We start from the raw sequence: 25,875 nt of genomic DNA on the forward strand, positions 1-25,875 counted from the left end.
CCCGTGCCGTTGCCTCCCGTGACCCGCCCGCGCGCCGACCGGCGAGTGAGAGGCAGGGCAATGGGGGGCGTCTCCGTCGACGAGGCGATGCGTCGCGCGGTCGAACTCGCCGCGCGCGGTCTCGGCACGACCAGCCCCAACCCCGTGGTCGGCTGCGTGCTGCTGGACGTCGACGGCCAGGTCGTCGGCGAGGGGTTCCACGCCTACGCCGGCGGGCCGCACGCCGAAATCGTCGCGCTCGCCCAGGCGGGGGAGCGCGCCCGCGGCGGCACCGCCGTGGTCACCCTCGAGCCCTGCGACCACACCGGCCGCACCGGTCCCTGTAGCACCGCGCTGGTCCAGGCCGGCGTCGCCCGGGTGGTCATCGCCGTGCCCGACCCCAACCCGGTCGCCTCCGGCGGGGCCGCCACGCTGCGCGCCGCCGGGGTCCAGGTGGACCTGGGGGTACGCGAGGCCGAGGCCGAGGCCGGCAACATCGCCTGGCTCACCTCGATGCGCCGCGGCTGGCCGTACGTGATCTGGAAGTTCGCCGCCACGCTGGACGGCCGGTCGGCGGCGGCCGACGGCACCAGCATGTGGATCACGTCCGAGGCGGCCCGGATGGACGTGCACGCGCTGCGCGGCACCGTCGACGCGGTGATCGCCGGGGTGGGCACGGTGCTCACCGACGATCCCCGGCTCACCGCCCGCAACCTGCGCGACGGCACCCTCAGCATCCGGCAGCCGCTGCGGGTGGTGGTGGACTCGGCGGGGCGTACGCCGGTCGAGGCCCGGGTCCGCGACGGCGCGGCCCGGACGTGGGTCGCCACCGCCGCGGAGGTCGGCGTCGGGCCCGACGGCCGGGTCGACCTGCCGGCGCTGCTCGCCGCGCTGCACGGGCGCGGGGTCCGGGCGGCGCTGCTGGAGGGGGGCCCCACGCTGGCCGGCGCCTTCCTCGCCGCCGGCCTGGTCGACAAGATCGTCGGCTACGTCGCGCCCCGGCTGCTCGGCGCCGGCCCGACCGCCCTGGTGGACGCCGGTGTGACCACCATCGCCGAGGCCATCGACCTGGAGTACGTCGACGTCACGCAGGTCGGACCGGACCTGCGGATCACCGCGCTGCCCCGGAAGAGGGAGGGCTGACATGTTCACCGGCATCGTCGAGGAGTTGGGTGAGGTCGTCCGGGTCACGCCGACGGCGGGTGACTCGGCGCTGGTCGCGGTCCGCGGCCCGCTGGTCACCTCCGACGCCCGGCACGGCGACTCGATCGCGGTCAACGGCGTCTGCCTGACCGTCGTGGAAGCCGCCGACGGGGTCTTCACGGCGGACGTGATGGGGGAGACGCTGCGCCGCTCCGCGCTGGGCGCGCTGCGGGCCGGCGACCCGGTCAACCTGGAGCGGGCCGCCGCACTCGGCAGCCGTCTCGGCGGGCACCTGGTGCAGGGCCACGTCGACGGCGTCGGCGAGGTGCTCGCCCGGGAGCCGGCCGCGCAGTGGGAGACCGTCCGGTTCCGCCTGCCCGCCGCCCTGGCCCGGTACGTGGTGGAGAAGGGCTCGATCACCGTCGACGGCGTCTCGCTGACCGTGGCCGACGTCGGCCCGGACTGGTTCGTCGTCGGGCTGATCCCGACCACGCTGAAGCTGACCACCCTCGGCGCGCGGGGCGTCGGCGACCCGGTCAACCTCGAGGTGGACGTCCTCGCCAAGTACGTCGAGCGGCTGCTCGGCGCCCGGCTGGCCGACCCCGGACGCCCCGAGGCCGGCCCGACCGGCGGGCACCCGGGCACGGACGCCCCGGTCGCCGGCCTGCCGGGCGCCGCCACGACGGGAGGGACGGCCTGATGGGCCCGCTCGGGTGGCTGCTCGACGCGCAGCTGAGCATCGGCGGCTCGCCGGTGCTGGTCCGGGAGATCGTCGGCAACGGCTTCGGGCTGGCCTCGGCCCTGTTCGGCCTGCGCCGGGTGGTCTGGGCCTGGCCCGTCGGCATGATCGGCAATGCGCTGCTGTTCACCGTGTTCCTGGGCGGGGTCTTCGCCACGCCGCAGGCGCACGACCTCTACGGGCAGGCCGGCCGGCAGGTCTTCTTCTTCGCGGTCAGCCTCTACGGCTGGTGGCGCTGGTCGCGCAACCGTCGCCACGGTGACGACGACCAGGCCGCCGTGGCGCCCCGCTGGGCCACCGGCCGGGAGCGGCTGGGCCTGCTGGCCGCCGCCGTCCTCGGCACCGCCGCGTTCTACCCGGTGCTCGCCGCGCTGGGCTCCTGGGGCCCGCTGCCGGACGCCTGGATCCTCACCGGCAGCCTGCTGGCCACCTACGGCATGGCCCGCGGCTGGGTTGACTTCTGGCTGGTCTGGATCGCCGTCGACGCCGTCGGCGTGCCGCTGCTGCTGCGCGGCGGGTTCTACCCCTCGGCTGCCATGTACCTCGTCTACGGCGCCTTCTGTGCCTGGGGCGTCGTCGCCTGGTGGCGCACCTCGCGGGTCGCCCGTCCGGCGCCCGCCCCGATCCCGCAGACCTACTCGGAGGCCGTGGCATGACCACCTTTGGGAGCATCGAGCAGGCGGTGGCGGACATCGCCGCCGGCCGGCCCGTCGTCGTGGTCGACGACGCCGACCGGGAGAACGAGGGCGACCTGATCTTCGCCGCCGAGCTGGCGACGCCGGAGCTGCTCGCGTTCATGGTGCGGTGGACGTCCGGCTACATCTGCGTGCCGCTGACCGAGAGCGAGTGCGACCGGCTGGACCTTCCGCCGATGCACCACACCAACCAGGACCGGCGGGGCACCGCCTACACGGTGACCGTGGACGCCCGGGAGGGGGTCAGCACCGGCATCTCCGCCGCCGACCGGTCGCACACCATCCGGCTGCTCGCCGACCCCGGCACCGGCCCGACCGACCTGGCCCGCCCCGGGCACGTGGTGCCGCTGCGCGCCCGGGAGGGCGGCGTGCTGCGCCGGCCCGGGCACACCGAGGCCGCCGTCGACCTGACCCGGCTGGCCGGGCTGCGCCCCGCCGGCGTGCTCTGCGAGCTGGTCAACGACGACGGCACCATGATGCGGCTGCCGGACCTGGAGAAGTTCTGCGCCGAGCACGCGCTGACCCTGGTCACCATCGCCGACCTGGTCGCGTACCGGCGGCGCACCGAGAAGCAGGTCGAGCTGGTCGCCGAGGCCCGCATGCCGACCCGGCACGGGGTGTTCCGGGCGCTGGGCTACCGCAGCGAGCACGACTCGGCCGAGCACGTCGCCCTGGTCATGGGCGAGATCGGCGACGGGCGGGACGTGCTGGTGCGGGTGCACTCCGAGTGCCTCACCGGCGACGTCTTCGGCTCGGTGCGCTGCGACTGCGGCCCCCAGCTCGACGCGGCCCTGGACCGGGTCGCCGAGGAGGGGCGCGGCGTGGTGCTCTACGTACGCGGCCACGAGGGGCGCGGCATTGGCCTGCTGCACAAGCTCCAGGCGTACCAGCTCCAGGACCAGGGCCGGGACACCGTGGACGCCAACCTCGACCTGGGCCTGCCGGCCGACGCCCGGGACTACGGCACCGGCGCGCAGGTCCTCTACGACATCGGGGTGCGCTCGATGCGGTTGCTCACCAACAACCCGGCCAAGCGGGCCGGCCTGGAGGGCTACGGACTGACCGTCACCGGCCGCGAGGGGCTGCCGGTGCGGCCGCACCCGGAGAACGTGCGCTACCTGCGCACCAAGCGGGACCGGATGGGGCACCTGCTGGACGAGCTGGACGAGGTCACCGAGGCCCCGATGGGCCGGCCTGTCCCCGGCGACGAGATCGGAGCGTAGACATGGCGGGTTTCGGGGAGCCGGGCGTGACGGCGGTGGACGCCGCCGGGATGACGGTCGGCGTGGTGGCCGCGCGGTGGCACGGCGAGCTGACCGACCACATGCTCGACCGGGCGGTCGCCGCCGCCCAGGCGTGCGGGGCCCGCGCGGTCACCGCCCGGGTGGCCGGCTCGGTCGAGCTGCCCGTGGTGGCCCAGGCCCTCGCGCGCCGCTGCGACGTGGTGGTCGCGCTCGGCGTGGTGGTCCGGGGCGCCACCGCCCACTTCGACTACGTCTGCCGCTCCGTGACCGACGGGCTGACCCGGGTCGCGCTGGACGAGGGCAAGCCGGTGGCGCACGGCGTTCTCACCGTGGACACGATCGAGCAGGCCCGGGACCGGGCCGGGCTGCCCGGCTCGGCGGAGGACAAGGGCTGGGCGGCCACGGTAGCCGCCCTCGACGCCGCCCTCGCCATCCGCAACCTCACCAACAGCGGCTACCGGGTCGGCTTCGGCGGCTGAGCGCCGGGGCCGGCGGTGGGGCGGCCGGGTCGATCGACCGGCGTGGGCCGTCCCACCCCTCGGGAGGGTGCGGTGGGGAAGACGACGCGGCCGGACCCGGAGCACGCGACCTCGGCGGGTGGCTGGAAGAATCGCGGCGTGAAGACGTTCGAGGAGTTGTTCGCCGAGCTGCAGGCCAAGGCCGCCGCCGGCACCCCTGGCTCGGGCACGGTCGCCGCGCTCGAGAAGGGCGTGCACTTCATCGGCAAGAAGGTCGTCGAGGAGGCGGCCGAGTCGTGGATGGCCGCCGAGCACGAGGGGCCGGAGCGGACCGCCGAGGAGATCTCCCAGCTGCTCTACCAGGTCCAGGTGCTGATGCTCGCCAGCGGCCTCGACCTGAAGGACGTCTACCGACATCTGTGAGTGCGCCCCGTCGTTGATCAGACCCGATCGAAGGAGCACTCCCTCATGCTGCGTGTCGCCGTACCCAACAAGGGCGCCCTGGCCGAGAAGGCCGCCCAAATGCTGCGTGAGGCGGGGTACCGCCAGCGCACCGACCCCAAGGACCTCGTCTGCCGGGACGAGCCCAACGACATCGAGTTCTTCTACCTGCGGCCCAAGGACATCGCCACCTACGTCGGCTCCGGGGACCTCGACGTCGGGATCACCGGCCGCGACCTGCTGATCGACTCCGGAGCGCCGGCCGAGGAGGTGGTGGACCTCGACTTCGGCCGGGCCACCTTCCGCTTCGCCGCCCGCCCCGAGGACGTCGACGACGTGCGGGAGCTGGGCGGGCACCGGATCGCCACCGCGTACCCGGGGCTGGTCGAGCGGCACCTGGCCGAGCTGGGCGTGAAGGCCGACGTGATCCGCCTGGACGGGGCTGTGGAGAACGCCATCCGGCTCGGCGTCGCCGACGTGGTCGCCGACGTGGTGGAGACCGGCACCACGCTGCGCCAGGCCGGCCTGGTGGTCTTCGGCGAGCCGCTGCTGCGCTCCTCGGCGGTGCTCGTCCGCCGCGCCGGCGCGCCGGCGCACCCGCAGTCGGAGCAGCTGCTGCGCCGCCTGCACGGCGTCCTGGTGGCCCGCCGCTACGTGATGCTCGCGTACGACGTGCCGGCCGGCCTGCTGGACCGGGCCAGCTCGCTGACCCCGGGCATCGAGTCGCCGACCGTCTCCCCGCTGCACCGCGAGGGCTGGGTGGCGGTGCAGGCGATGGTGCTCAGCGACGACGTGCACCGGATCATGGACGAGCTCTACGAGCTCGGCGCCCGCGCGATCCTCGTCACCAACATCCACGCCTGCCGGCTGTGAGCGGCCCGTCTGCGGCGGCGGGCATCCCGGCCCGGCCGGTGCCGCGCCTCCTGCCGCCGTGGGCGGCCATGGTGGTGGTCACCCTCGCCGGGTTCGCGTCGGCGGCGCAGGGCGTGGTCAACGCCGAGCTGGGCGAGCGGGCCGGCAACGCCACCCTGGGCGCGGTGGTCAACAACCTCGGCGGGACGCTGCTGATCGGCGTCGGGGTGCTGGCCCTGCCCTCGGCACGCGCCGGCCTGGTCGCGCTGCGCCGGGCCCGGCTGCCCTGGTGGGCGTACCTGGGCGGGCTCGGCGGGGCGGCCATCGTGCTGCTCGGCGCGTACATCGTCCCGGTGCTCGGGGTGGCGGTCTTCACCATCGCGCAGGTGGCTGGCGGCAGCCTCGGCGGGCTGGCCGTGGACCGGGTGGGGCTGGCGCCGGTCGGGCGGCTGGCGCTCACCCCGGCGCGGGTGGCCGGCGCCCTGCTGGGCGTGACCGCCGTGGCGCTGGCCCAGCTCGGCCGGCCCATCGGCGACCTCGCCCTCGGGCTGGTGCTGCTGGCCGTGGCCGGCGGGGTGGCCGTCGCGCTCCAGTCCGCGCTGAACGCGCGGGTCTCCGCCGCCGGCTCGGCCGCCGCCGGGGTCGCGGTCAACTTCGCCACCGCCACGCCGGTGGTGCTGCTCGTCGCGGCGCTGGCCGGAGCCCTGGCCGGCCCGGCCCCGACCTGGCCGGACGCCTGGTACCTCTACACCGGCGGCCTGCTCGGCGTGGTCATCGTGGCGAGCCTGGTGGTCGGGGTGCCCGCGATCGGGGTGCTGCGTACCGGCCTGGCGTTGGTCGCCGGGCAACTGGGCGGCGCCCTGCTGCTGGACGCGCTGGTGCCGGGCGGGCCGGGCGTCCGGCTGCCGGTGCTCGCCGGCGCGCTGCTGACCCTGCTGGCCGCGCTGATCGCCGGTCGGGGCTCCGCCCGGCGTACCCGCGCCGCGGTGCCGTCCGCCCGTGTGGCGGCGGACGAGCGGCCCGGTGCGGGTGGCAGACTGGTGGGGTGAGCGAAACCGAGACGATCCGCCTCCGCCCGCGCCGCCTCCGGGTAGTCTGCTGGACCTCGGCGGCCGTGCTCCTCGTGGTGTTCAGCCTGGTGGCCACCTCGCTGACCGGTGCAACCGGCAACGGCTACGGCAGCTTCCAGCGGGGCGACCAGATTGCGATGGTCGGTCTCGGCGTGTTCGGCGCCCTCGGCTTCCTGCTCTTCACCCGGCCCCGGGTGGAGGCGGACGGGCGCGGTGTGCGCGTGCGTAACGTCCTCGGCTCGTACGAGCTGCCGTGGGAGGTCGTCCGCGGGGTCCGCTTCGACCGGGGCGCGCCCTGGGCGAGCCTGGAGCTGCACGACGACGACCTGCTGCCGATGGTCGCCCTGCAGGCCGCCGACAAGGAGCTGGCCGTCGAGGGGGTCCGCGCGCTGCGCCGGCTGCACCAGGCGCACCAGGCACGTCTCGTCGAGGGTGCGACCGGCCGCTGAGCCGCCGCGCCGAGGGTGCGACCGGCCGCTGAGCCGCCGCGCCGAGGGCGCGCCCGGCCACTGAGCCGCTGCGCCGGCGAGGCCGGCGGCCCGGCCCGGCCGCCCGGGGTGCCCGGTTGGGGGCGCTCGGGCGAGGGTGTAGTGTTGTCGAGTCGACCAGGCTGTCTCCGCGTGCGAGCAAGTCGCCCGTGACCGGACAGCCATGAAAGAGGAGCGCCTGCTCCCACCCGAGTCGCCGCCACGGTGGCCGGGTCCGGTCACCGGTTCCGGGCACGTCCCGGCGCCGGATGCGCGATCATGTGATTGTGCCGACCGGTCGAGCGGGCCCTGGCATGCGCCGGGGCCTTCTGCTTTCCGAGTCGGCTCCCACCCGGGAGCCGCGGGGTCGGCCACGCAGGAGACTTTGACTCGAGGAGGCCCCATCAGCGTCGAACCACGCGTGAACGAGCAGATCCGGGCACGTGAGGTCCGACTGGTCGGCCCCGAGGGTGAGCAGGTGGGCATCGTCCCGCTGGAGCGCGCCCTTCAGCTGGCCGCGGACGTAGACCTGGACCTGGTCGAGGTTGCGCCGATGGCGCGCCCTCCGGTGTGCAAGCTCATGGACTTTGGCAAGTTCAAGTACGAGAGCGCACTGAAGGCGCGCGAAGCGCGGCGTAACCAGCAGCAGACCGTCATCAAGGAGATGAAGCTCCGGCCGAAGATCGACCCGCACGACTACGAGACCAAGAAGGGTCACGTGGTGCGGTTCCTCAAGGCCGGCGACAAGGTCAAGGTGACGATCATGTTCCGCGGTCGCGAGCAGAGCCGCCCGGAGCTGGGTTACCGGCTCCTGCGCCGGCTCGAGTCGGAGATCTCGGAGCTGGGGTACGTCGAGGCCGCGCCGAAGCAGGACGGCCGAAACATGATCATGGTGCTTGCGCCGCACCGCGCCACGAAGGCCGCCGCGGTCGCCGCGACGGCCGCCCGGGGCGGGCCGCGGGAGCGGGAAGCCGAGGGCGCCGCCCCGGCCGGCGAGACCGCAGCGGCCGGTGACACCGGCACAGTCGCCGAAACCAGCGGCGAGTAACAGGGGAGAGACGTTCCACATGCCGAAGATGAAGAGCCACACGGGGATGGGCAAGCGGGTCAAGGTGACCGGCAAGGGCAAGATCGTTGCCCAGCAGGCCGGCCTCCGGCACAACCTGGAGAAGAAGCCCTCCACCCAGACCCGTCGGCTGACCGGCACCGTCGTGCTGGCCAAGGCCGATGTCAAGCGCATCAAGAAGCTGCTCGGCCGCTGACGCGCGCCACCTGACGTAAGAAGGAGTTGAGATGGCACGCGTCAAGCGGGCTGTGAACGCCCAGAAGAAGCGCCGTACCCTGCTGGAGACCGCGAGCGGCTACCGCGGTCAGCGCTCCCGCCTCTACCGCAAGGCCAAGGAGCAGGTGCTGCACTCGATGCAGTACGCCTACCGGGACCGCCGCGACCGCAAGGGCGACTTCCGGCAGCTGTGGATCCAGCGGATCAACGCGGGCGCCCGCGCCAACGGGATGACCTACAACCGCCTGATCCAGGGCCTGCGCCTGGCCGGCATCGAGGTCGACCGCAAGATCCTGGCCGACCTGGCCGTCAACGACGCCGCCGCGTTCGCGGCGATCGTCGAGCTGGCCCGGGCCGCGGTCACGGCCGAGGGCACCGGCGGCGCGGCGGCCCAGGCCGCCTGATCCCCGCGCACCAGCAGATCGAGGCGTCTCCCATGCAGTCACCATCGCGCGGGAGACGCCTCGACGCTGTCTCCGGCCCCTTCACCCCGCGTACCCCCAGGGTGGTCGCCGCCCGCCGGCTCCAGCGCCGCCGGGACCGCGAGGCCACCGGCCGGTTCCTCGCCGAGGGGCCGCAGGCGGTCCGCGAGGCACTGGCCCGCCCCGGGGTGGTCACCGAACTCTTCGGTACGCCCGCCGCCCTGGACCGGCACGCCGACCTGGCCGCCGACGCCGCCCGCGCCGACGTGCCGGTCTCCGAGGTGACCGACGAGGCCCTCGCCGCCCTCGCCGAGACCGTCGCCCCGCAGGGCCTGGTCGCCGTCTGCCGGCACCTCGACGTGCCCCTGGAGCGGGCCCTGGCCGGCGGGCCCCGCCTCGTCGCGGTGCTCGCCGAGATCCGCGACCCGGGCAACGCCGGCACCGTGCTGCGCACCGCCGACGCCGCCGGGGCCGGCGCGGTCGTCTTCGCCGGCGACGCCGTCGACCCGTACAACGGCAAGTGCGTCCGGGCCTCGGCCGGCAGCCTCTTCCACGTCGACGTGGTCCGCGCGCCCGACCCGCTGGACGTGGTCGCCGCGCTGCGCGCCGCCGGCCTCACCGTGCTCGCCACCACCGGCTACGGCGAGGACGACCTCGACGACCTCGCCGACGCCGGCCGGCTCGCCGCCCCCACCGCCTGGCTGTTCGGCTCCGAGGCGCACGGGCTGCCGGAGGCGCTCACCGCCGCCGCCGCCGCCCGCGTCCGGGTGCCGCTGCACGGGCGCGCCGAGAGCCTGAACCTGGCTGCGGCCGCCGCCGTCTGCCTGTACGCTTCAGCGAGAGCGCAGCGGTGACCGGTCGTCGATCCCGCGAGCCGTCCAGCAGAGGAGAGCGTCCGCCCATGAACGCGCCACGGCGTTCGTTTAGCCAGCCCGCCGGTGTCGGCGGGCGGCGGGCCTGACCTGCTTTCCGCGCAACTCCCACCGGCGGGCTGCGGCACAGCCGCGCGTCCGTAGACTCGCTTCGCCGCCCCCGTGAGGGCTGGCGCCGCCGTGAGGGAGTGCCCGTACGCCATGAGCTACCGCAACGATCCGTACGACCCGAAGCAGGTCGCCCTGCTCGACCCGGCCGCCCTGGCCGAGGCCGTCGCCGCCGCCGAGAAGGCGTTCGCCGAGGCCGGTGACCCGGACGCGCTGACCGCGCTGCGTCCGGCGCACCTCGGCGACCGGTCCCCGGTGTCGCTGGCCCGCCGGGAGATCGGCGCGCTGCCGCCGGCCGCGAAGTCCGACGCCGGCAAGCGGGTCAACGAGGCCCGCCGCGCCGTCGAGGCCGCCTACGCCGCCCGCCAGGAGGTCCTGGAGCGGGAGCAGGCGGAACGGGTGCTGGTGGAGGAGCGCGTCGACGTGACGCTGCCCCACGACCGGCGGCCCCGGGGTGCCCGGCACCCGATCAGCACCCTGATGGAGCAGATCAGCGACCTGTTCGTCGGGATGGGCTACGAGGTGGCCGAGGGGCCCGAGGTCGAGCTGGAGTGGACCAACTTCGACGCGCTCAACATCCCCGCCGACCACCCGGCCCGCGGCCTGATGGACACCTTCCACATCGCACCCGCCGACGGCTCCGCCGGGACGGCCGGCGAGCCGGCGGGTTCCGGCCTCGTCCTGCGCACCCACACCTCGCCGGTGCAGGCGCGCACCATGCTGACCCGCCGGCCGCCGATCTACGTGATCGTGCCGGGGCGGGTCTACCGCACCGACGAGCTGGACGCCACCCACGCCCCGGTCTTCCACCAGGTGGAGGGCCTGGTGGTGGACAAGGGCATCACCATGGCGCACCTGCGCGGCACCCTGGACCACTTCGCCCGGGCGATGTTCGGCGAGGGCGCGAAGACCCGCTTCCGGCCGCACTACTTCCCGTTCACCGAGCCGTCGGCGGAGTTCGACGTCTGGTTCCCGGAGCACCGCGACGGCCCGCGCTGGGTCGAGTGGGGCGGCTGCGGCATGGTCAACCCGCGGGTGCTGCGCGCCTGCGGCATCGACCCCGAGGTCTACTCGGGATTCGCGTTCGGCATGGGCATCGACCGGACCGTGATGTTCCGGCACGGGGTCAGCGACATGCGGGACATGGCCGAGGGAGACGTGCGGTTCACCCGCGCGTTCGGGGCCGGGGCGTAGGCGATGCGGGTACGAGTTACGGAGACGGTGGTCTGAGTCATGCGAGTTTCTGTCAGTTGGCTGCGGGAGTACGTCGACCTCCCCGCCGACCTGCCCGCCGGCGACCTGGAGCAGGCCCTGGTCGACCTCGGCATCGAGGTCGAGTCCGTCGTGGACCTGCGGCAGACCGTCACCGGTCAGCTGGTGGTCGGTGAGGTCCGGGAGATCGAGGAGCTGACCGGCTTCAAGAAGCCGATCCGGTTCTGCCGGGTCGACGTCGGCGACGCCAACGGCACCGGCGAGCCGCAGGAGATCGTCTGCGGGGCGCGCAACTTCGCCCCGGGCGACCGGGTCGTGGTCATCCTGCCCGGCGGCGTGCTGCCCGGCGGCTTCGCCATCGGCGCGCGCAAGACCTACGGGCGCAACTCCAACGGCATGATCTGCTCCGCCAAGGAGCTGGGCCTCGGCGACGACCACTCGGGCATCATCGTGCTGCCCGAGGACACCCCGGCCAAGCCGGGCGACGACGCGCGGCCGGTCGTCGGGCTCGACGACGTCGTGGTCGAGCTGGAGATCACCCCCGACCGGGGGTACGCGATGAGCCTGCGCGGCCTCGCCCGCGAGCTGTCGCACACCCTCGGCGTGCCGTTCCGCGACCCGGGCCTGGTGCCCGCTCCCGGCGGCACGGAGGCCCCGGCGTACCCGGTCGAGGTGCGGGACACGGTCGGTTGCGACCGGTTCGCCGCCCGCCTCGTGCGCGGCGTCGACCCGACGGCGGCCACCCCCGGCTGGATGCAGCGGCGGCTCACCGTCGCCGGCATCCGCAGCATCTCGCTGCCGGTCGACATCACCAACTACGTGATGCTGGAACTGGGCCAGCCGATGCACGCCTTCGACGCCGACCGGATCGCCGGGCCGCTGGTGGTCCGCCGCGCCGAGGCGGGGGAGAAGCTGACCACGCTGGACGGGGTGACCCGCTCGCTCGCGCCCGAGGACATGGTGATCTGCGACACCGGGCTTCCGAACCCCGTCGTGGGCGAGGGTGCCGGCGTCCCGATCTCGCTCGCCGCCGTGATGGGCGGCGAGACCAGCGAGGTCGTCGCGGGGACCACGAACGTGCTCTTCGAGGCCGCCCACTGGGACCCGGTGATGGTGGGGCGCACCGCCCGCCGGCACCGGCTGTTCAGCGAGGCGGCGAAGCGGTGGGAGCGGGGCGTCGACCCGGCCCTGCCGCTGGTCGCCATCGCGCGGGCGGTCCGGCTGCTCACCGAGCACGCCGGCGGCACGGCCGGGGACGAGATTCTCGACATCGACCACGTCCGGCCGCGTACCCCGGTGGTCCTGCCGGCCGACCTGCCGACCCGGCGGACCGGCGTGACCTACCCGCCGGCGCGGGTGGTGGCCCTGCTGGAGCAGGTCGGCTGCACGGTCGCCCACGGCGCCGACCGGCTCGGCGAGGACCCTGGCGAGGTCGGCGTCGCCGCCGGCGACGGCGCGGCGCTCACCGTCACCCCGCCGACCTGGCGGCCGGACCTGACCGACCCGGCGGACCTGGTCGAGGAGGTGGTCCGCCTCGACGGGTACGACCGGGTGCCGTCGGTGCTGCCGCCGGCGCAGCCCGGCCGCGGCCTTACCTGGCAGCAGCGTCGCCGCCGGGCCGTGGCCCGGTCGCTCGCCGAGCGCGGGTACGTGGAGGTGCTCGCGCACCCGTTCGTCGCCCCGGAGCTGGCCGACCAGCTCGGCCTGCCCGAGGGCGACCCGCGCCGGCAGGCGGTACGGCTGGCCAACCCGCTGTCGGAGGAGGAGCCGCTGCTGCGCACCACGCTGCTCGGCCCGCTGCTCGGCATCATGAAGCGCAATCTCGGCCGGGGCCAGCGCGACCTCGCCCTCTACGAGATCGGCGCGGTCTTCCACCCGCGTCCCGGCGCCGGCCGCCCGCCGGCGATGGGCGTGGACCGGCGACCCAGCGACGAGGAGTTCGCCGCCGCCGACGCCGTGGTGCCCGACCAGCCCCGGCACGTCGCCGTCGTGCTGACCGGCGACATCGAGCCGGCCGGCTGGTGGGGCGCGGGCCGCCCGGCCGGCTGGGCGGACGCCGTGGAGGCCGGCCGGGACGTGCTCGCCGCCGCCGATATTCCCGCGCACCGGATCGAGGTCCGGGCCGCCGAGTACGCCCCCTGGCACCCCGGCCGCTGCGCCGAGCTGCTGGTCGACGGCACGGTGGTCGGGCACGCCGGCGAGCTGCACCCGGCGGTCGTGGCGGCGCTGGAGCTGCCCCGGCGGACCAGCGCCATGGAGCTGGACCTGGACGTGCTGCCGGCCGCCCCGGTGGCGTCCGGGCCGGTCGTCTCGGGCTTCCCGCCGGCGCTGATCGACGTGGCGCTGGTGGTCGACGAGTCGGTCCCGGCGGCGCAGGTGCAGCGCGCCCTGGTCGAGGGCGCCGGCGAGTTGCTGGAGGGGGTGCGCCTGTTCGACGTGTACGCCTCCGAGCAGCTCGGGGCGGGCCGGAAGTCGCTGGCGTACAAGCTCACCTTCCGGGCCCCCGACCGGACGCTGACCGTGGAGGAGGCGGTGGCCGCGCGGGACGCGGCGGTCGCCCGGGCCGCGGAACGCTGCGGCGCCACCCTGCGCGGCGCCTGACGCCTGGACGTCGACGGCCCCCGTCCGGTTTCGCCGGGCGGGGGCCGTCCCCGTGTCCGGCTCCGTCCCGCCCTCCCCGCGCCCGGATGCGGCACTCATCATGGGCATGCAGAAGTCTGTATGAACTTGCAGCGGCCGATCATCGCTGCTAACCTTCGCTGCATAGTCATGCGGAGGTGAGTATGGGTATCCGAGTCGCGGTAGCGGGGGCGAGCGGCTACGCCGGGGGTGAGTTGATCCGCCTGGTCGCCGGGCACCCGGAGTTCGACCTGGTCGCCGCCACCGCGCACAGCCAGGCCGGGCACCGGCTCGACGTCGTACACCCGCAGCTCGCCGGCCTGGACCTGGTCCTCGGCGAGACGGACGCGACGGCGCTGGCCGACGCGGACCTGGTCTTCCTGGCCCTGCCGCACGGCCAGTCGGCGGCCCTGGCGGCCCAGCTCCCGCCCGAGGTCCGCGTCGTCGACCTCGGCGCCGACCACCGGCTCGCCGACCCCTACGCCTGGGCCAACTACTACGGGGGCCCGCACGCCGGGCAGTGGACATACGGCCTGCCCGAGCTGCCCGGCCAGCGGGAGCTGATCGCCGGCGCCACCCGGGTCGCCAACACCGGCTGCTACGCCGCCGCCATCATCCTCGCGCTCGCCCCGCTGATCGCCGCCGGCGCCGCCGCCCCGGCCGACGTGGTGGTCGTCGCGGCCTCCGGCACCTCCGGCGCGGGCAAGGCGACCAAGCCGCACCTGCTCGGCAGCGAGGTGATGGGGGACCTGTCGCCCTACCGCGTCGGCACCCACCAGCACGTCCCGGAGATCAAGCAGGCCACCGGGGCGACCGGCCTGTCGCTCACCCCGGTGCTCGCGCCGATGCCCCGGGGCATCCTGGCCACCGTGACCGCCGTGCCGGCCCGGGGCGTGGACCCCCGGGCGGTGCTCGCCGAGGCGTACGCGGACGCGCCCTTCGTGCACGTGCTGCCCGAGGGGGCCTGGCCGCACACCGCCGCCACCCTCGGCTCCAACTCCTGCCACCTGCAGGCCACCGTCGACGTCGACACCCGCCGGACCATCGTGCTCAGCGCGCTGGACAACCTCGGCAAGGGCGCCGCCGGCCAGGCCGTGCAGAACGCCAACCTCATGTTCGGCCTGCCGGAGACGACGGGCCTGTCCGTCTGGGGGATCGCACCATGAGTGTCACGACTCCGCGGGGGTTCCGGGCGGCCGGGGTGGCCGCCGGGCTCAAGGCCAGCGGGGCGAGCGACGTCGCGCTGGTCGTCAACGACGGCCCGGACGCCGGGGTCGCCGCCGTGTTCACCGCCAACCGGGTCAAGGCCGCGCCGGTGCTCTGGACCCAGCAGGTGGTCCGCGGCGGCGTCGTCCGCGCCGTGGTGCTCAACTCGGGCGGAGCCAACGCGTGCACCGGCCCGGCCGGCTTCCAGGACACCCACGCCACCGCCGAGCACGCCGCCGCCGCGCTGACCTCGGCCAGCCCCCGGCTGATGCTCGGGGCCGGCGACGTGGCGGTCTGCTCGACCGGCCTGATCGGCGAGCGGCTGCCGATGCAGAAGCTGCTCCCCGGCGTACGCGCCGCGATCCGTGGCCTGTCCCGCGACGGCGGCCCGGCGGCGGCCGAGGCCATCATGACCACGGACACCCGCCCCAAGACCACGGTGGCGCGGGGCAGCGGCTGGACCGTCGGCGGCATGGCCAAGGGCGCCGGCATGCTCGCCCCGGCGATGGCCACCATGCTCTGCGTGCTGACCACCGACGCGGTGGCCGGGCCGGAGGCCCTCGACGCCGCGCTGCGCGAGGCGTGCCGGGTCACCTTCGACCGGATCGACTCCGACGGCTGCATGTCGACCAACGACACGGTGCTGCTGCTGGCCAGCGGCGCGAGCGGCATCGCGCCGACGCCGGCCGAGCTGACCGCCGCGGTCACCGCCGCCGCGCACGACCTGGCCCAGCAGCTCGTCGCCGACGCCGAGGGCGCCACCAAGCAGATCGCCGTCGACGTGGTCGGCGCGGCGAGCGAGGACGACGCGGTCGAGGTGGGGCGGTCGGTGGCCCGCAACAACCTGGTCAAGACCGCGCTGTTCGGCAACGACCCGAACTGGGGCCGGATCCTCGCCGCCGTCGGCACCACCACCGCCGCCTTCGAGCCGGACGCGGTCGACGTCGCGGTCAACGGCGTCTGGGTGTGCCGCTCCGGCGCCGCCGCCGAGGACCGGTCGAAGGTCGACCTGACCGGGCGGGACGTCACCATCCGGATCGACCTGCACGCCGGCGACGCCGAGGCCACGATCTGGACCAACGACCTCTCCCACGCGTACGTGCACGAGAACTCGGCCTACTCGACATGAGCCTCACCACCGACCTCACCCGCGCCCAGGCCAAGGCCGCCACGCTGATCGAGGCCCTGCCCTGGCTGGCCCGCTTCTCCGGCTCGACCGTCGTGGTCAAGTACGGCGGCAACGCCATGGTCGACCCCGAGCTGCAGCGGGCCTTCGCCGCCGACATGGTCTTCCTGCGCTACGCCGGCCTGAAGCCGGTCGTGGTGCACGGCGGCGGCCCGCAGATCTCCGCCATGCTCGGCCGGCTCGGCATCGCCAGCGAGTTCCGGGGCGGCCTGCGGGTCACCACCCCGGAGGCGATGGACGTGGTCCGGATGGTGCTCGTCGGCCAGGTGGGCCGGGAGCTGGTCGGGCTGATCAACGCGCACGGTCCGTTCGCGGTCGGCCTCTCCGGCGAGGACGCGGGCCTGTTCACCGCCGTGCGGCGGCCCGCGTACGTGGACGGGGAGCCGGTCGACGTCGGGCAGGTCGGCGACGTCGAGTCGGTCGACGTCTCGGCGGTCACCGACCTGATCGCGGCCGGGCGGATCCCGGTGATCTCCACCGTCGCGCCGGACGCCGACGGCGTGCTGCACAACCTGAACGCCGACACCGCCGCCGCCGCGCTCGCGGTCGCCCTCGACGCCCGCAAGCTGGTCGTCCTCACCGACGTGCCCGGCCTCTACGCCGACTGGCCGGACACCGGCAGCCTGATCAGCGAGATCACCACCGACGAGTTGGCGAAGCTGCTGCCGTCGTTGTCCAGCGGCATGGTGCCCAAGATGGAGGCCTGCCTGCGGGCCGTGCGGCAGGGGGTGCCCGCCGCGCACGTGGTCGACGGCCGGGTCGCCCACTCCACGTTGCTGGAGGTCTTCACCTCGGAAGGGTTCGGAACCATGGTCGTGAGCGCGAGGAGTGAGCTTGCGAGCCCCGCAGTCGCGAACAAGGAGGGCACCGTGAGCGCGAGGAGTGCGGGAGCGCAGCGACCAAGCCCCGCAGTCGCGAACAAGGAAGGCACGGTCCCGTCATGAGCACGCTCGTCGAGCGCTGGTCGCAGTCGATGATGGACAACTACGGAACGCCGCCGCTGGCCCTCGTCTCCGGCTCCGGCGCCGTCGTGGTCGACGAGGCCGGCCGGGAATACGTCGACCTGGTCGGCGGGATCGCGGTCAACGCCCTCGGCCACGCCCACCCGGCCGTGGTGGCCGCCGTGTCGAAGCAGGTCGCCACCCTCGGGCACGTCTCCAACCTCTACGTCGCCGAGCCGCCGGTGGCCCTGGCCGAGCTGTTGCTGGCCCTGGCCGGCCGGTCCGGCCGGGTCTTCTTCGCCAACTCCGGCGCGGAGGCCAACGAGGCGGCGTTCAAGCTGTCCCGGCTCACCGGCCGCACCCACGTGGTCGCCACCCGGGGCGGCTTCCACGGGCGGACGATGGGCGCGCTGGCGCTGACCGGCCAGCCGGCCAAGGCCGACCCGTTCCGCCCGCTGCCCGGCGACGTCAGCCACGTCGACTACGGCGACGTCGCCGCGCTGGAGGCGGCCGTCACCGACGCCACGGCCATGGTGATCCTGGAGCCGGTGCAGGGCGAGAACGGTGTCGTGGTCCCGCCGGCCGGCTACCTGGCCGCCGCCCGGCGGATCACCGCCCGGCACGGCGCGCTGCTGGTGCTCGACGAGGTGCAGACCGGCATCGGCCGCACCGGGCACTGGTTCGCCCACCAGGCCGAGGGCGTCGAGCCCGACGTGGTGACCCTGGCCAAGGGGCTCGGCGGCGGTCTGCCCCTCGGCGCCTGCCTGGCCTTCGGCCGGGCCGCCGACCTGCTCGGCCCCGGCATGCATGGCACCACGTTCGGCGGCAACCCGGTCAGCTGCGCCGCCGCCCTGGCGGTGGTGGGCACCATCGCGCACGAGGGACTGCTCGACCACGTCAAGCGGATCGGCGAGCGGCTGCGTCGGGGCATCGAGGCGCTCGGCCACCCGCTGGTCGACGGCGTACGCGGCGCGGGCCTGCTGCTCGGCGTGGTGCTCGCCGCGCCCGTGGCGAAGGTGCTCGCCGAGGCACTGCGGGAGACCGGCTTCCTGGTCAACCCGGTGCAGCCCGGCGTGGTACGGCTCGCCCCGCCGCTGATCCTGACCGCCGCCCAGGCCGACGCCTTCCTGGCCGCTCTTCCTGCGGCCCTCGACGCGGCCTCCCCGGCCGCCGCCGGCACCACCCCGGCCGCCGCCGGCACCTCCCCGGCCGTCGCCGGCGAGAGCCCGGCCGCCGCGACCACCGCGACCACGACGGAGACGAGCGCATGATCCGGCACTTCCTGCGGGACGACGACCTGACCCCCGCCGAGCAGTCGGCCGTGCTCGAGCTCGCGGCGCGGATGAAGGCCGACCGGTTCGGCCACCGGCCGCTGGCCGGCCCCCGGTCCGTGGCGGTGCTGTTCGACAAGCAGAGCCTGCGCACCCGGTTCTCGTTCGACGTCGGCATCGCCGAACTCGGCGGGCACCCCCTGGTGGTGGACACCCAGGTCACCCACTTCGGGCGTGGCGAGACCCTCGGCGACGCGGGGCGGGTCCTCTCCCGCTACGTCGCGGCGATCGTGCTGCGCACGCACGGCGACGACCGGATCGCCGAGGTTGCCGACGCCGCGACCGTGCCGGTCGTCAACGCGCTCACCGACGGGTTCCACCCCTGCCAGCTCCTGGCCGACCTGCTCACGGTCCGCGAGCACTGCGGCGGCACCGCCGGCCGGACGCTGGCCTACGTCGGCGACGCCGCCAACAACCTGTCCCACTCGTACCTGCTGGCCGGGGCGACCGCCGGGATGCACGTGCGGGTCGCCGGGCCGGCCACCTTCGGCCCCGACCCGGAGGTGCTCGCCCGGGCCGAGAAGATCGCCGCCGGCACCGGCGGCTCCGTGCAGGCGCTGACCGACCCCGTCGCGGCGGTGGCCGGGGCCGACGTGGTCGCCACCGACACCTGGACCTCGATGGGTCAGGAGTCCGACGGCCTGGACCGGATCACCCCGTTCCTGCCGTACCAGGTCAACGCCGCGCTGCTGGGCCACGCCGCGCCCGACGTGATCGTGCTGCACTGCCTGCCCGCGCACCGGGGCGAGGAGATCACCGACGAGGTGCTCGACGGCCCGCACAGCGCCGTGTTCGACCAGGCGGAGAATCGGCTGCACGCCCAGAAGGCGCTGCTGACGTTCCTCCTCGGGGCCGCGCCCGCCGCCCCGGACGCGGCGGCGCCGGGCGCCGCCGCGACCAGGGAGACTTCATGACCGCCCCGCTGACCCGCGCCGCCCGCCACGCCCGCCTCGTCGAGCTGATCCGCGACAAGGCGATCCACTCGCAGACCGAGCTGGCCGACCTGCTCGCCGGCGACGGCATCCAGGTCACCCAGGCCACCCTGTCCCGCGACCTCAAGGAGTTGGGCGCGGTGACCGTACGCGGCGGCGACGGGCGGGCCGTCTACCTGATCCCCGAGGACGGCCACCGGCCGCTGCGCGACGCCGAGGCGGCGCCGGCCCGGCTGGTCCGGCTGCTGCGGGAGCTGCTCAACGGGGTCGACTCCAGCGGCAACATCGCCGTGCTGCGCACCCCGCCGGGCGCAGCCCACTACCTGGCCAGTGCGTTGGACCGAGCGGGCCTGCCCGAGGTCGTCGGCACCATCGCCGGCGACGACACCATCCTCGTCGTGGCCCGCGAGGCCGTCGGCGGGGCCGCGCTCGGCGACAAGCTCGCCGGCTGGGCCCGCGGGGAAGAGAACGTTGAAGGGAGCACCACACCATGACCGAGCGGGTCGTTCTTGCCTACTCCGGGGGGCTCGACACCTCCGTCGCCATCCCGTACCTCGCCGAGCAGACCGGCGCCGAGGTGGTCGCGGTCGCGGTCGACGTCGGGCAGGGCGGCGAGGACCTCGACGCCATCCGGCAGCGCGCCCTGGACTGCGGCGCGGTCGAGTCGGAGGTGGTCGACGCGCGCGACGAGTTCGCCGCCGAGTACTGCCTGCCGGCCATCCGTGCCAACGCGCTCTACATGGACCGCTACCCGCTGGTCTCCGCGCTGTCCCGGCCGCTGATCGTCAAGCACCTGGTGGCCGCGGCCCGCAAGCACGGCGGCACCATCGTGTCGCACGGCTGCACCGGCAAGGGCAACGACCAGGTCCGCTTCGAGGTCGGCCTGGGCGCGCTCGCGCCCGACCTGAAGATCATCGCGCCGGCCCGGGACTTCGCCTGGACGCGGGACAAGGCGATCGCCTTCGCCGAGGAGAAGGGGCTGCCGATCGACGTGTCGGCGAAGTCGCCGTACTCCATCGACCAGAACCTGTTCGGGCGCGCCGTCGAGACGGGCTTCCTGGAGGACATCTGGAACAGCCCGATCGAGGACCTGTACTCGTACACCGCCGACCCGGCGCAGGAGCGCGACGCCGACGAGGTCGTGATCACCTTCGACGCCGGCGTCCCGGTGGCGATCGACGGCGAGACCGTCACCCCGTACCAGGCGATCCTGGAGCTCAACCGGCGCGCCGGCGCCCAGGGCGTCGGCCGGCTCGACATGGTCGAGGACCGCCTCGTCGGCATCAAGAGCCGCGAGGTGTACGAGGCGCCCGGCGCGATCGCGCTGATCACCGCCCACCAGGAGCTGGAGGCGGTGACCGTGGAGCGGGACCTGGCCCGGTTCAAGCGCGGCGTCGACCAGCGCTGGGGCGAGCTGGTCTACGACGGCCTCTGGTTCTCCCCGCTGAAGAACAGCCTGGACGCGTTCATCGACGACGCGCAGCGGCACGTCAGCGGCGAGGTGCGGCTCGTCCTGCACGGTGGCCGGGCCACCGTCACCGGCCGGCGCTCCGAGGCCAGCCTCTACGACTTCGGCATGGCCACCTACGACACCGGCGACACGTTCGACCAGTCCCTGGCCAAGGGTTTCGTCCAGCTCTGGGGCCTGCCGAGCAAGATGGCCGCCGCGCGGGACGCCCGGCTGGGCGGCTGAAGATCGTGGGCATCACAATGGGCGGCGTGGACGACAAGAGCCTGACCGAGAACAGCGCCGCCGCCAACCGCACCAGCCTCTGGGGCGGCCGGTTCGCCGGCGGTCCAGCAGAGGCCCTGGCCCGGCTGTCGGTGAGCGTGCAGTTCGACTGGCGCCTCGCTCCGTACGACATCGCGGGTTCCCGGGCGCACGCCCGGGTCCTCGCGGGCGCGGGCCTGCTCGACCCGGAGGAGCTGGGCCGCATCCTCGCCGCCCTGGACGACCTGGAGGCCGCCTGCGCCTCCGGGCAGTTCCGCCCCACCGTCGACGACGAGGACGTGCACACCGCGCTGGAGCGCGGGCTGCTGGAGCGCCTCGGCAGCCTCGGCGGCAAGCTGCGCGCCGGCCGGTCCCGCAACGACCAGGTCGCCACCGACCTGCGGCTCTACCTGCGCGACCACGCCCGGGGCGTGGCGTCGCGGCTGGTCGAGCTGGCCGAGGCGTTGGTCGAGCAGGCCGGGCGGCACGTGGACACCGCCGCGCCGGGGATGACCCACCTCCAGCACGCCCAGCCGGTCACCTTCGGGCACTGGCTGCTCGCCCACGTGCAGCCGCTGCTGCGCGACCTGGAACGGCTGCGCGACTGGGACCACCGCACGGCGATCAGCCCGCTCGGCGCGGGCGCGCTGGCCGGTTCCGGCCTGCCGCTGGACCCGGTGGCCGTCTCCAAGGAGCTGGGCTTCCGCACGTCCTTCGCCAACTCCATGGACGCCGTGGCCGACCGGGACTTCGTCGCCGAGTTCCTCTTCGTCACCGCGATGGTCGGGGTGCACCTGTCCCGCCTCGGTGAGGAGGTGGTGCTCTGGACGTCGCAGGAGTTCGGTTGGGTGGAGCTGGACGACGCCTTCGCCACCGGCTCGTCGATCATGCCGCAGAAGAAGAACGCGGACATCGCCGAGCTGGCCCGGGGCAAGTCCGGCCGCCTCGTCGGCGGGCTGATGAGCGTGCTCACCATGCTCAAGGGCCTGCCGATGACCTACGACCGGGACATGCAGGAGGACAAGGAGCCGGCCTTCGACGCGGTCGACACCCTGGAGCTGCTGCTGCCGGCCCTGGCCGGGATGATCTCCACGATGACCGTCCGGGTGGACCGCCTCGTCGCCGCCGCGCCGGTGGGCTTCTCGCTGGCCACCGAGGTGGCCGACTGGCTCGTCCGCCGGGGCGTGCCGTTCCGCGACGCGCACGAGATCACCGGGAAGCTGGTCGCGCTCTGCGTGGCCCGGGACTGCGCCCTCGACGAGGTCTCCGACGCCGACCTCGCGGCGGTCAGCGAGCACCTCGACCCGTCCGTGCGGGACGTGCTCTCGGTCCGGTCGGCGCTCGCCGCCCGGACCACCCCCGGCTCGACCGGCCCCGGCCCGGTCGCCGACCAGCTCGCCACCGCCGCGGACAAGCTGGCCGGCTGGCGGGAGTGGGCCGCCGAGCGGGTCGTGCCGCGCTGAGTGCGTGACCCCGCGCGGCGCGACCGGCGCCGCGCGGGGCTCAGGCCGTCGGCCGCTCCCGCTTCGGCAGCTTCGCCACCACCGCGTCGTACGACGCGTCGACCGCCTCGGTCAGCTCCTCGTCGTCGATCCCGCCGGCCAGGCGCAGCGTGTTCCAGCCGGAGCGCCCGATGTACGGCGAGGCTCGCGCGTCGCCCGGGTGCCGGTGCAGCCACTCGTCGGCGATCTCCCGGCTCGGGCCGCACTTCACCCCGACCGTCGGGTCGTCGGCGCCGGCGGAGCCGAGGAAGGCGAAGATCCGGCTGCCGACCTTCACCACCTCGTCGCCCTCCCACGGCTGGTCCAGCCAGGCGCCCGGCTTGCCCAGGCAGTACGCCAGCATCTCCTCGCGCGTCATCGCGTCCTCCTCGACACCGATCCCGCGCCCAGTCTGGCCCATCGGGGGCGTCAGTCGGTGGCGGCGGTGCGGGCGGAGAGCCGCTCGAAGCGCTGCTTGGCGGCCTGCGCGCTGCCCAGCCCGAGCCCGTACGCGATCTGCTGCCAGGTCAGCCCGCGGCCGCGGGCCAGCGTCAGCAGCCCCGCCTCCATGGCGTCGACCTCGGCGCGCAGGTGCGGCACGAGGGTGAGGGCCGCGACGAGGTCCGCGTCGTCGACCCGCTCCTCCCCGGGCTCCACCTCGGCCCCGCCGGCAGCGAGTGCCGTGACCAGCGCGACTGCCTCGTAGGTGTCCGGGACGTAGGGGTTGGTGTGGCGGCGGCGGCGCGTCTCGGTGCCGGCGTGCCGCTCGGTGATCCGGTGCAGCGCGTCGTACGTGCGGTGCGCCCGGGCCCGGCCGGCGTCGGGCGTGGTGAAGGAGTCGGTCATGACCCGACCCCATCATGTCAACGTATAGTTGTCAACGATCCGTTGATATGCCGGAGCCGTCGAGCGCCGGAACACGGCGGTGTCGGGGCCGGATAGGGTCGGGCCCGTGGTGGCGTCCTCCGACCGCCGTCCCGCCGACCTCGCGGGGCTGGCCGACCTGCTCTCCGGGCCCGTGGTGCCGGCCGCGCGCGGCCTGCTCGGCTGCCGGCTCGCCGCCGGCGGCGTCACCGTCCGGATCACCGAGGTCGAGGCGTACGCCGGTACGGCCGGCGACCCCGCGTCGCACGCCCACCGGGGCCGCACCCCGCGCAACGCGGTGATGTTCGGTCCGGCCGGGCACGCCTACGTCTACTTCACCTACGGCATGCACTGGTGCATGAACGTGGTCACGGGGCCGGACGGGGAGGCGTCGGCCGTGCTGCTGCGCGCCGGCGAGGTGGTCGACGGGCTCGACGTCGCCCGGGCCCGGCGCGCCGCCGTACGCCGGGACGTCGACCTCGCGCGGGGGCCCGCCCGGCTCTGCGCGGCGCTGGGCATCGACAAGGGCGTCTACGGCCGCTACCTGCTCGGCGACGGCCCCGTCCGGCTGCGTCCGGCTGACCGGCCGGTGCCGGCGGACGCGGTGGCCGCCGGCCCGAGGGTGGGCGTGACGGGGGCGCACGACGTCCCCTGGCGGTTCTGGATCGCCGGCGACCCCACGGTGAGCGCCTACCGCCGGCACGTCCCGCGCAGCCGCTGAGCCTCCGGTCGCCCCGCTTGTCGGCGTGACGGCGCCCACCACGGTCGCCTCCGCGCGTGGAATAGTTGACTCGTCAAATATGTTGTGCGGTGCGATACGGGAACCGCACCGGCCCCGGCCGGACAACGCGAGGAGCTGGTCATGCAGTTCGGAGTCTTCACCGTCGGCGACGTCACGGTCGACCCGACCAACGGTCGCGAGCCGACCGAGCATGAGCGGATCAAGGCGATGGTCACCATCGCGCTGAAGGCCGAGGAGGTCGGCCTGGACGTCTTCGCCACCGGCGAGCACCACAACCCGCCGTTCGTGCCGTCGTCGCCCACCACCATGCTGGGATACGTCGCGGCCCGCACCGAGCGCCTGCTGCTGTCCACCTCGACCACGCTGATCACCACCAACGACCCGGTGAAGATCGCCGAGGACTACGCGATGCTCCAGCACCTCGCCGACGGCCGGGTGGACCTGATGATGGGGCGCGGCAACACCGGGCCCGTCTACCCGTGGTTCGGCCAGGACATCCGCAACGGCATCCCGCTCGCCATCGAGAACTACGACCTGCTGCGCCGGCTCTGGCGCGAGGACGTGGTCGACTGGAAGGGCCGCTTCCGCACCCCGCTGCAGTCGTTCACCTCGACGCCGCGCCCGCTCGACGGCGTGCCGCCGTTCGTCTGGCACGGCTCGATCCGCAGCCCGGAGATCGCCGAGCAGGCGGCCTACTACGGCGACGGCTTCTTCGCCAACCACATCTTCTGGCCGAAGGAGCACACCCAGCGGATGGTCGGGCTCTACCGGGAGCGGTACGCGCACTACGGCCACGGCTCGGCCGACCAGGCCATCGTCGGGCTGGGCGGGCAGGTGTTCATGCGGCGCAACTCGCAGGACGCCGTGCGGGAGTTCCGGCCGTACTTCGACAACGCCCCCGTCTACGGGCACGGCCCGTCGCTCGAGGAGTTCAGCGCGCAGACCCCGCTGACCGTGGGCAGCCCGCAGCAGGTCATCGACCGTACGCTGGGCTTCCGCGACTACGTCGGCGACTACCAGCGCCAGCTGTTCCTCATGGACCACGCCGGCCTGCCGCTGAAGACCGTGCTGGAGCAGCTCGACCTGCTCGGCGAGGAGGTCGTCCCGGTGCTGCGCAAGGAGTTCGACTCGCTGCGCCCGGCGCACGTGCCCGAGGCGCCGACGCACGCGTCGCTGCGGGCCGCCGAGCAGGCCGGGGCGGGCACGGAGGCCGGCCGATGACCCGCCGCACCCTCGCCGTGGTGTCGGCCGGGCTCGGTCAGCCCTCGTCGACGCGACTGCTCGCCGACCAGCTCGCTGCGGCCACCCGCGACGAGCTGGCCCGGCGGGGCGACGACGTGGACCTGCGCCCCGTCGAGCTGCGCGAGCACGCCCACGACATCGTCAACCACCTGCTCACCGGCTTCCCGCCGCCCGCCCTGCGGGAGGTGCTCGACACGGTCACCGGCGCGGACGGGCTGATCGCCGTCACGCCGATCTTCAACGCGTCGTACAACGGGCTGTTCAAGTCCTTCTTCGACCTGGTCGACTCGGGCGCGCTGGCGGACCGGCCGGTGCTGGTCGGCGCCACCGGCGGCACCGCCCGGCACTCGCTCGCCCTGGAGCACGCCCTGCGGCCGATGTTCGCCTACCTGCGGTCGGTCGTGGTGCCCACGGCGGTCTTCGCCGCGCCCGAGGACTGGTCCGACGGCGGCGCCGACGGTGCGCTGCGCGCGCGGATCGCCCGCGCCGGGGGCGAGCTGGCCGACCAGATCCAGCGACGCCCGCCGGCCGCCGGCCCCGCCGACCCGTTCGCCCTCACCACCAGCTTCGAGGAACTGCTCGGGGGCCGGGGCCACTGACCGCCGCCGACCCGCCGGCCCGTCGTGGGCCGGCGGG

General features: G+C 74.7%; 28 protein-coding genes. 26 read left to right on the forward strand and 2 right to left on the reverse strand.

Features of this window, described 5'->3' with window-relative positions:
• The first annotated feature begins 60 nt into the window (after window positions 1-60).
• The 23 genes from ribD to argH all read left to right on the forward strand — a co-directional run bounded on the left by ribD (window position 61) and on the right by argH (window position 22,373).
• Window positions 61-1,122 carry a bifunctional diaminohydroxyphosphoribosylaminopyrimidine deaminase/5-amino-6-(5-phosphoribosylamino)uracil reductase RibD gene (ribD, locus tag ACGF5C_RS15540; RefSeq protein ID WP_393301881.1) on the forward strand — a complete coding sequence of 354 codons (1,062 nt, stop codon included), beginning with the start codon at window positions 61-63 and terminating at the stop codon, window positions 1,120-1,122.
• 1 nt (window position 1,123) lies between these two features.
• Window positions 1,124-1,822 (forward strand): riboflavin synthase, encoded by a 699-nt coding sequence (locus tag ACGF5C_RS15545; protein WP_393301883.1) that lies wholly within the window; start codon window positions 1,124-1,126, stop codon window positions 1,820-1,822.
• On the forward strand, window positions 1,822-2,517 hold the full coding sequence (gene pnuC, locus ACGF5C_RS15550; protein ID WP_357700607.1) for a nicotinamide riboside transporter PnuC: 696 nt from the start codon (window positions 1,822-1,824) through the stop codon (window positions 2,515-2,517). Before ACGF5C_RS15545 ends, pnuC begins: the two co-directional genes overlap by 1 nt.
• Window positions 2,514-3,779 (forward strand): bifunctional 3,4-dihydroxy-2-butanone-4-phosphate synthase/GTP cyclohydrolase II, encoded by a 1,266-nt coding sequence (locus ACGF5C_RS15555; RefSeq protein ID WP_393263752.1) that lies wholly within the window; start codon window positions 2,514-2,516, stop codon window positions 3,777-3,779. Before pnuC ends, ACGF5C_RS15555 begins: the two co-directional genes overlap by 4 nt.
• Before the next feature lie 2 nt (window positions 3,780-3,781).
• Entirely contained in the window at window positions 3,782-4,279 is a 498-nt protein-coding gene (gene ribH / locus ACGF5C_RS15560) for a 6,7-dimethyl-8-ribityllumazine synthase (RefSeq protein WP_393301887.1), read from the forward strand.
• A gap of 138 nt (window positions 4,280-4,417) precedes the next feature.
• Window positions 4,418-4,681: a phosphoribosyl-ATP diphosphatase gene (locus tag ACGF5C_RS15565; RefSeq protein ID WP_088947482.1), complete on the forward strand. Its 264-nt coding sequence runs from the start codon at window positions 4,418-4,420 to the stop codon at window positions 4,679-4,681.
• Between the two features lie 45 nt (window positions 4,682-4,726).
• Window positions 4,727-5,572: an ATP phosphoribosyltransferase gene (gene hisG, locus ACGF5C_RS15570; protein WP_393301890.1), complete on the forward strand. Its 846-nt coding sequence runs from the start codon at window positions 4,727-4,729 to the stop codon at window positions 5,570-5,572.
• Window positions 5,569-6,600, forward strand: a complete 1,032-nt coding sequence (locus ACGF5C_RS15575) for a DMT family transporter (RefSeq protein WP_393301893.1) — start codon at window positions 5,569-5,571, stop codon at window positions 6,598-6,600. The genes hisG and ACGF5C_RS15575 overlap by 4 nt, the downstream gene beginning before the upstream one ends.
• A complete protein-coding gene (locus tag ACGF5C_RS15580) occupies window positions 6,597-7,070 on the forward strand; it encodes a PH domain-containing protein (protein ID WP_393301896.1) in 474 nt (157 codons plus the stop codon). The genes ACGF5C_RS15575 and ACGF5C_RS15580 overlap by 4 nt, the downstream gene beginning before the upstream one ends.
• A 439-nt stretch (window positions 7,071-7,509) precedes the next feature.
• Window positions 7,510-8,136 (forward strand): translation initiation factor IF-3, encoded by a 627-nt coding sequence (gene infC, locus ACGF5C_RS15585; protein WP_357457708.1) that lies wholly within the window; start codon window positions 7,510-7,512, stop codon window positions 8,134-8,136.
• Window positions 8,137-8,155: 19 nt separating this feature from the next.
• Complete coding sequence (gene rpmI / locus ACGF5C_RS15590; RefSeq protein WP_007458415.1) at window positions 8,156-8,350, forward strand: 50S ribosomal protein L35; 195 nt, start codon at window positions 8,156-8,158, stop codon at window positions 8,348-8,350.
• 31 nt (window positions 8,351-8,381) lie between these two features.
• Window positions 8,382-8,774, forward strand: a complete 393-nt coding sequence (rplT, locus tag ACGF5C_RS15595; RefSeq protein WP_184184750.1) for a 50S ribosomal protein L20 — start codon at window positions 8,382-8,384, stop codon at window positions 8,772-8,774.
• Window positions 8,775-8,806: 32 nt separating this feature from the next.
• Complete coding sequence (locus ACGF5C_RS15600) at window positions 8,807-9,646, forward strand: TrmH family RNA methyltransferase (protein ID WP_393301899.1); 840 nt, start codon at window positions 8,807-8,809, stop codon at window positions 9,644-9,646.
• Window positions 9,647-9,865: 219 nt separating this feature from the next.
• Complete coding sequence (gene pheS / locus ACGF5C_RS15605; protein ID WP_393301902.1) at window positions 9,866-10,966, forward strand: phenylalanine--tRNA ligase subunit alpha; 1,101 nt, start codon at window positions 9,866-9,868, stop codon at window positions 10,964-10,966.
• Between the two features lie 39 nt (window positions 10,967-11,005).
• Window positions 11,006-13,585 carry a phenylalanine--tRNA ligase subunit beta gene (gene pheT / locus ACGF5C_RS15610; protein ID WP_393301905.1) on the forward strand — a complete coding sequence of 860 codons (2,580 nt, stop codon included), beginning with the start codon at window positions 11,006-11,008 and terminating at the stop codon, window positions 13,583-13,585.
• Between the two features lie 182 nt (window positions 13,586-13,767).
• Entirely contained in the window at window positions 13,768-14,769 is a 1,002-nt protein-coding gene (argC, locus tag ACGF5C_RS15615) for an N-acetyl-gamma-glutamyl-phosphate reductase (RefSeq protein WP_393301908.1), read from the forward strand.
• Window positions 14,766-15,938: a bifunctional glutamate N-acetyltransferase/amino-acid acetyltransferase ArgJ gene (argJ, locus tag ACGF5C_RS15620; protein WP_393301911.1), complete on the forward strand. Its 1,173-nt coding sequence runs from the start codon at window positions 14,766-14,768 to the stop codon at window positions 15,936-15,938. The genes argC and argJ overlap by 4 nt, the downstream gene beginning before the upstream one ends.
• Window positions 15,935-16,939, forward strand: a complete 1,005-nt coding sequence (gene argB, locus ACGF5C_RS15625; protein ID WP_393301914.1) for an acetylglutamate kinase — start codon at window positions 15,935-15,937, stop codon at window positions 16,937-16,939. Before argJ ends, argB begins: the two co-directional genes overlap by 4 nt.
• Window positions 16,936-18,207, forward strand: a complete 1,272-nt coding sequence (locus tag ACGF5C_RS15630; protein ID WP_393301917.1) for an acetylornithine transaminase — start codon at window positions 16,936-16,938, stop codon at window positions 18,205-18,207. The genes argB and ACGF5C_RS15630 overlap by 4 nt, the downstream gene beginning before the upstream one ends.
• Window positions 18,204-19,181 (forward strand): ornithine carbamoyltransferase, encoded by a 978-nt coding sequence (gene argF, locus ACGF5C_RS15635; RefSeq protein WP_393301920.1) that lies wholly within the window; start codon window positions 18,204-18,206, stop codon window positions 19,179-19,181. Before ACGF5C_RS15630 ends, argF begins: the two co-directional genes overlap by 4 nt.
• Window positions 19,178-19,693 carry an arginine repressor gene (locus ACGF5C_RS15640; protein ID WP_357700636.1) on the forward strand — a complete coding sequence of 172 codons (516 nt, stop codon included), beginning with the start codon at window positions 19,178-19,180 and terminating at the stop codon, window positions 19,691-19,693. Before argF ends, ACGF5C_RS15640 begins: the two co-directional genes overlap by 4 nt.
• Window positions 19,690-20,892 carry an argininosuccinate synthase gene (locus ACGF5C_RS15645; protein ID WP_393301924.1) on the forward strand — a complete coding sequence of 401 codons (1,203 nt, stop codon included), beginning with the start codon at window positions 19,690-19,692 and terminating at the stop codon, window positions 20,890-20,892. The genes ACGF5C_RS15640 and ACGF5C_RS15645 overlap by 4 nt, the downstream gene beginning before the upstream one ends.
• A gap of 17 nt (window positions 20,893-20,909) precedes the next feature.
• Window positions 20,910-22,373, forward strand: a complete 1,464-nt coding sequence (gene argH, locus ACGF5C_RS15650) for an argininosuccinate lyase (protein ID WP_393302226.1) — start codon at window positions 20,910-20,912, stop codon at window positions 22,371-22,373.
• A gap of 40 nt (window positions 22,374-22,413) precedes the next feature.
• Here the strand turns inward: argH and ACGF5C_RS15655 are convergent, their stop codons facing one another.
• The gene (locus ACGF5C_RS15655) at window positions 22,414-22,770 is read right to left on the reverse strand and encodes an MmcQ/YjbR family DNA-binding protein (RefSeq protein ID WP_393301927.1); all 357 of its coding nucleotides are present in this window, start codon (window positions 22,768-22,770) and stop codon (window positions 22,414-22,416) included.
• A gap of 50 nt (window positions 22,771-22,820) precedes the next feature.
• On the reverse strand, window positions 22,821-23,237 hold the full coding sequence (locus ACGF5C_RS15660; RefSeq protein WP_393263732.1) for a DNA-binding protein: 417 nt from the start codon (window positions 23,235-23,237) through the stop codon (window positions 22,821-22,823).
• A 109-nt stretch (window positions 23,238-23,346) separates the two neighbouring features.
• Between ACGF5C_RS15660 and ACGF5C_RS15665 the strand changes: the two genes are divergently transcribed.
• The 3 genes from ACGF5C_RS15665 to ACGF5C_RS15675 all read left to right on the forward strand — a co-directional run bounded on the left by ACGF5C_RS15665 (window position 23,347) and on the right by ACGF5C_RS15675 (window position 25,838).
• A complete protein-coding gene (locus ACGF5C_RS15665) occupies window positions 23,347-23,976 on the forward strand; it encodes a DNA-3-methyladenine glycosylase (RefSeq protein ID WP_393302229.1) in 630 nt (209 codons plus the stop codon).
• A gap of 141 nt (window positions 23,977-24,117) precedes the next feature.
• Window positions 24,118-25,218: an LLM class flavin-dependent oxidoreductase gene (locus ACGF5C_RS15670; RefSeq protein ID WP_393301930.1), complete on the forward strand. Its 1,101-nt coding sequence runs from the start codon at window positions 24,118-24,120 to the stop codon at window positions 25,216-25,218.
• On the forward strand, window positions 25,215-25,838 hold the full coding sequence (locus ACGF5C_RS15675) for an FMN reductase (protein WP_393301933.1): 624 nt from the start codon (window positions 25,215-25,217) through the stop codon (window positions 25,836-25,838). The genes ACGF5C_RS15670 and ACGF5C_RS15675 overlap by 4 nt, the downstream gene beginning before the upstream one ends.
• Window positions 25,839-25,875 lie beyond the last annotated feature (37 nt).

This window comes from Micromonospora sp. NPDC047620, from assembly GCF_043205005.1.
In the GTDB taxonomy this organism is placed as follows: Bacteria; Actinomycetota; Actinomycetes; order Mycobacteriales; family Micromonosporaceae; genus Micromonospora.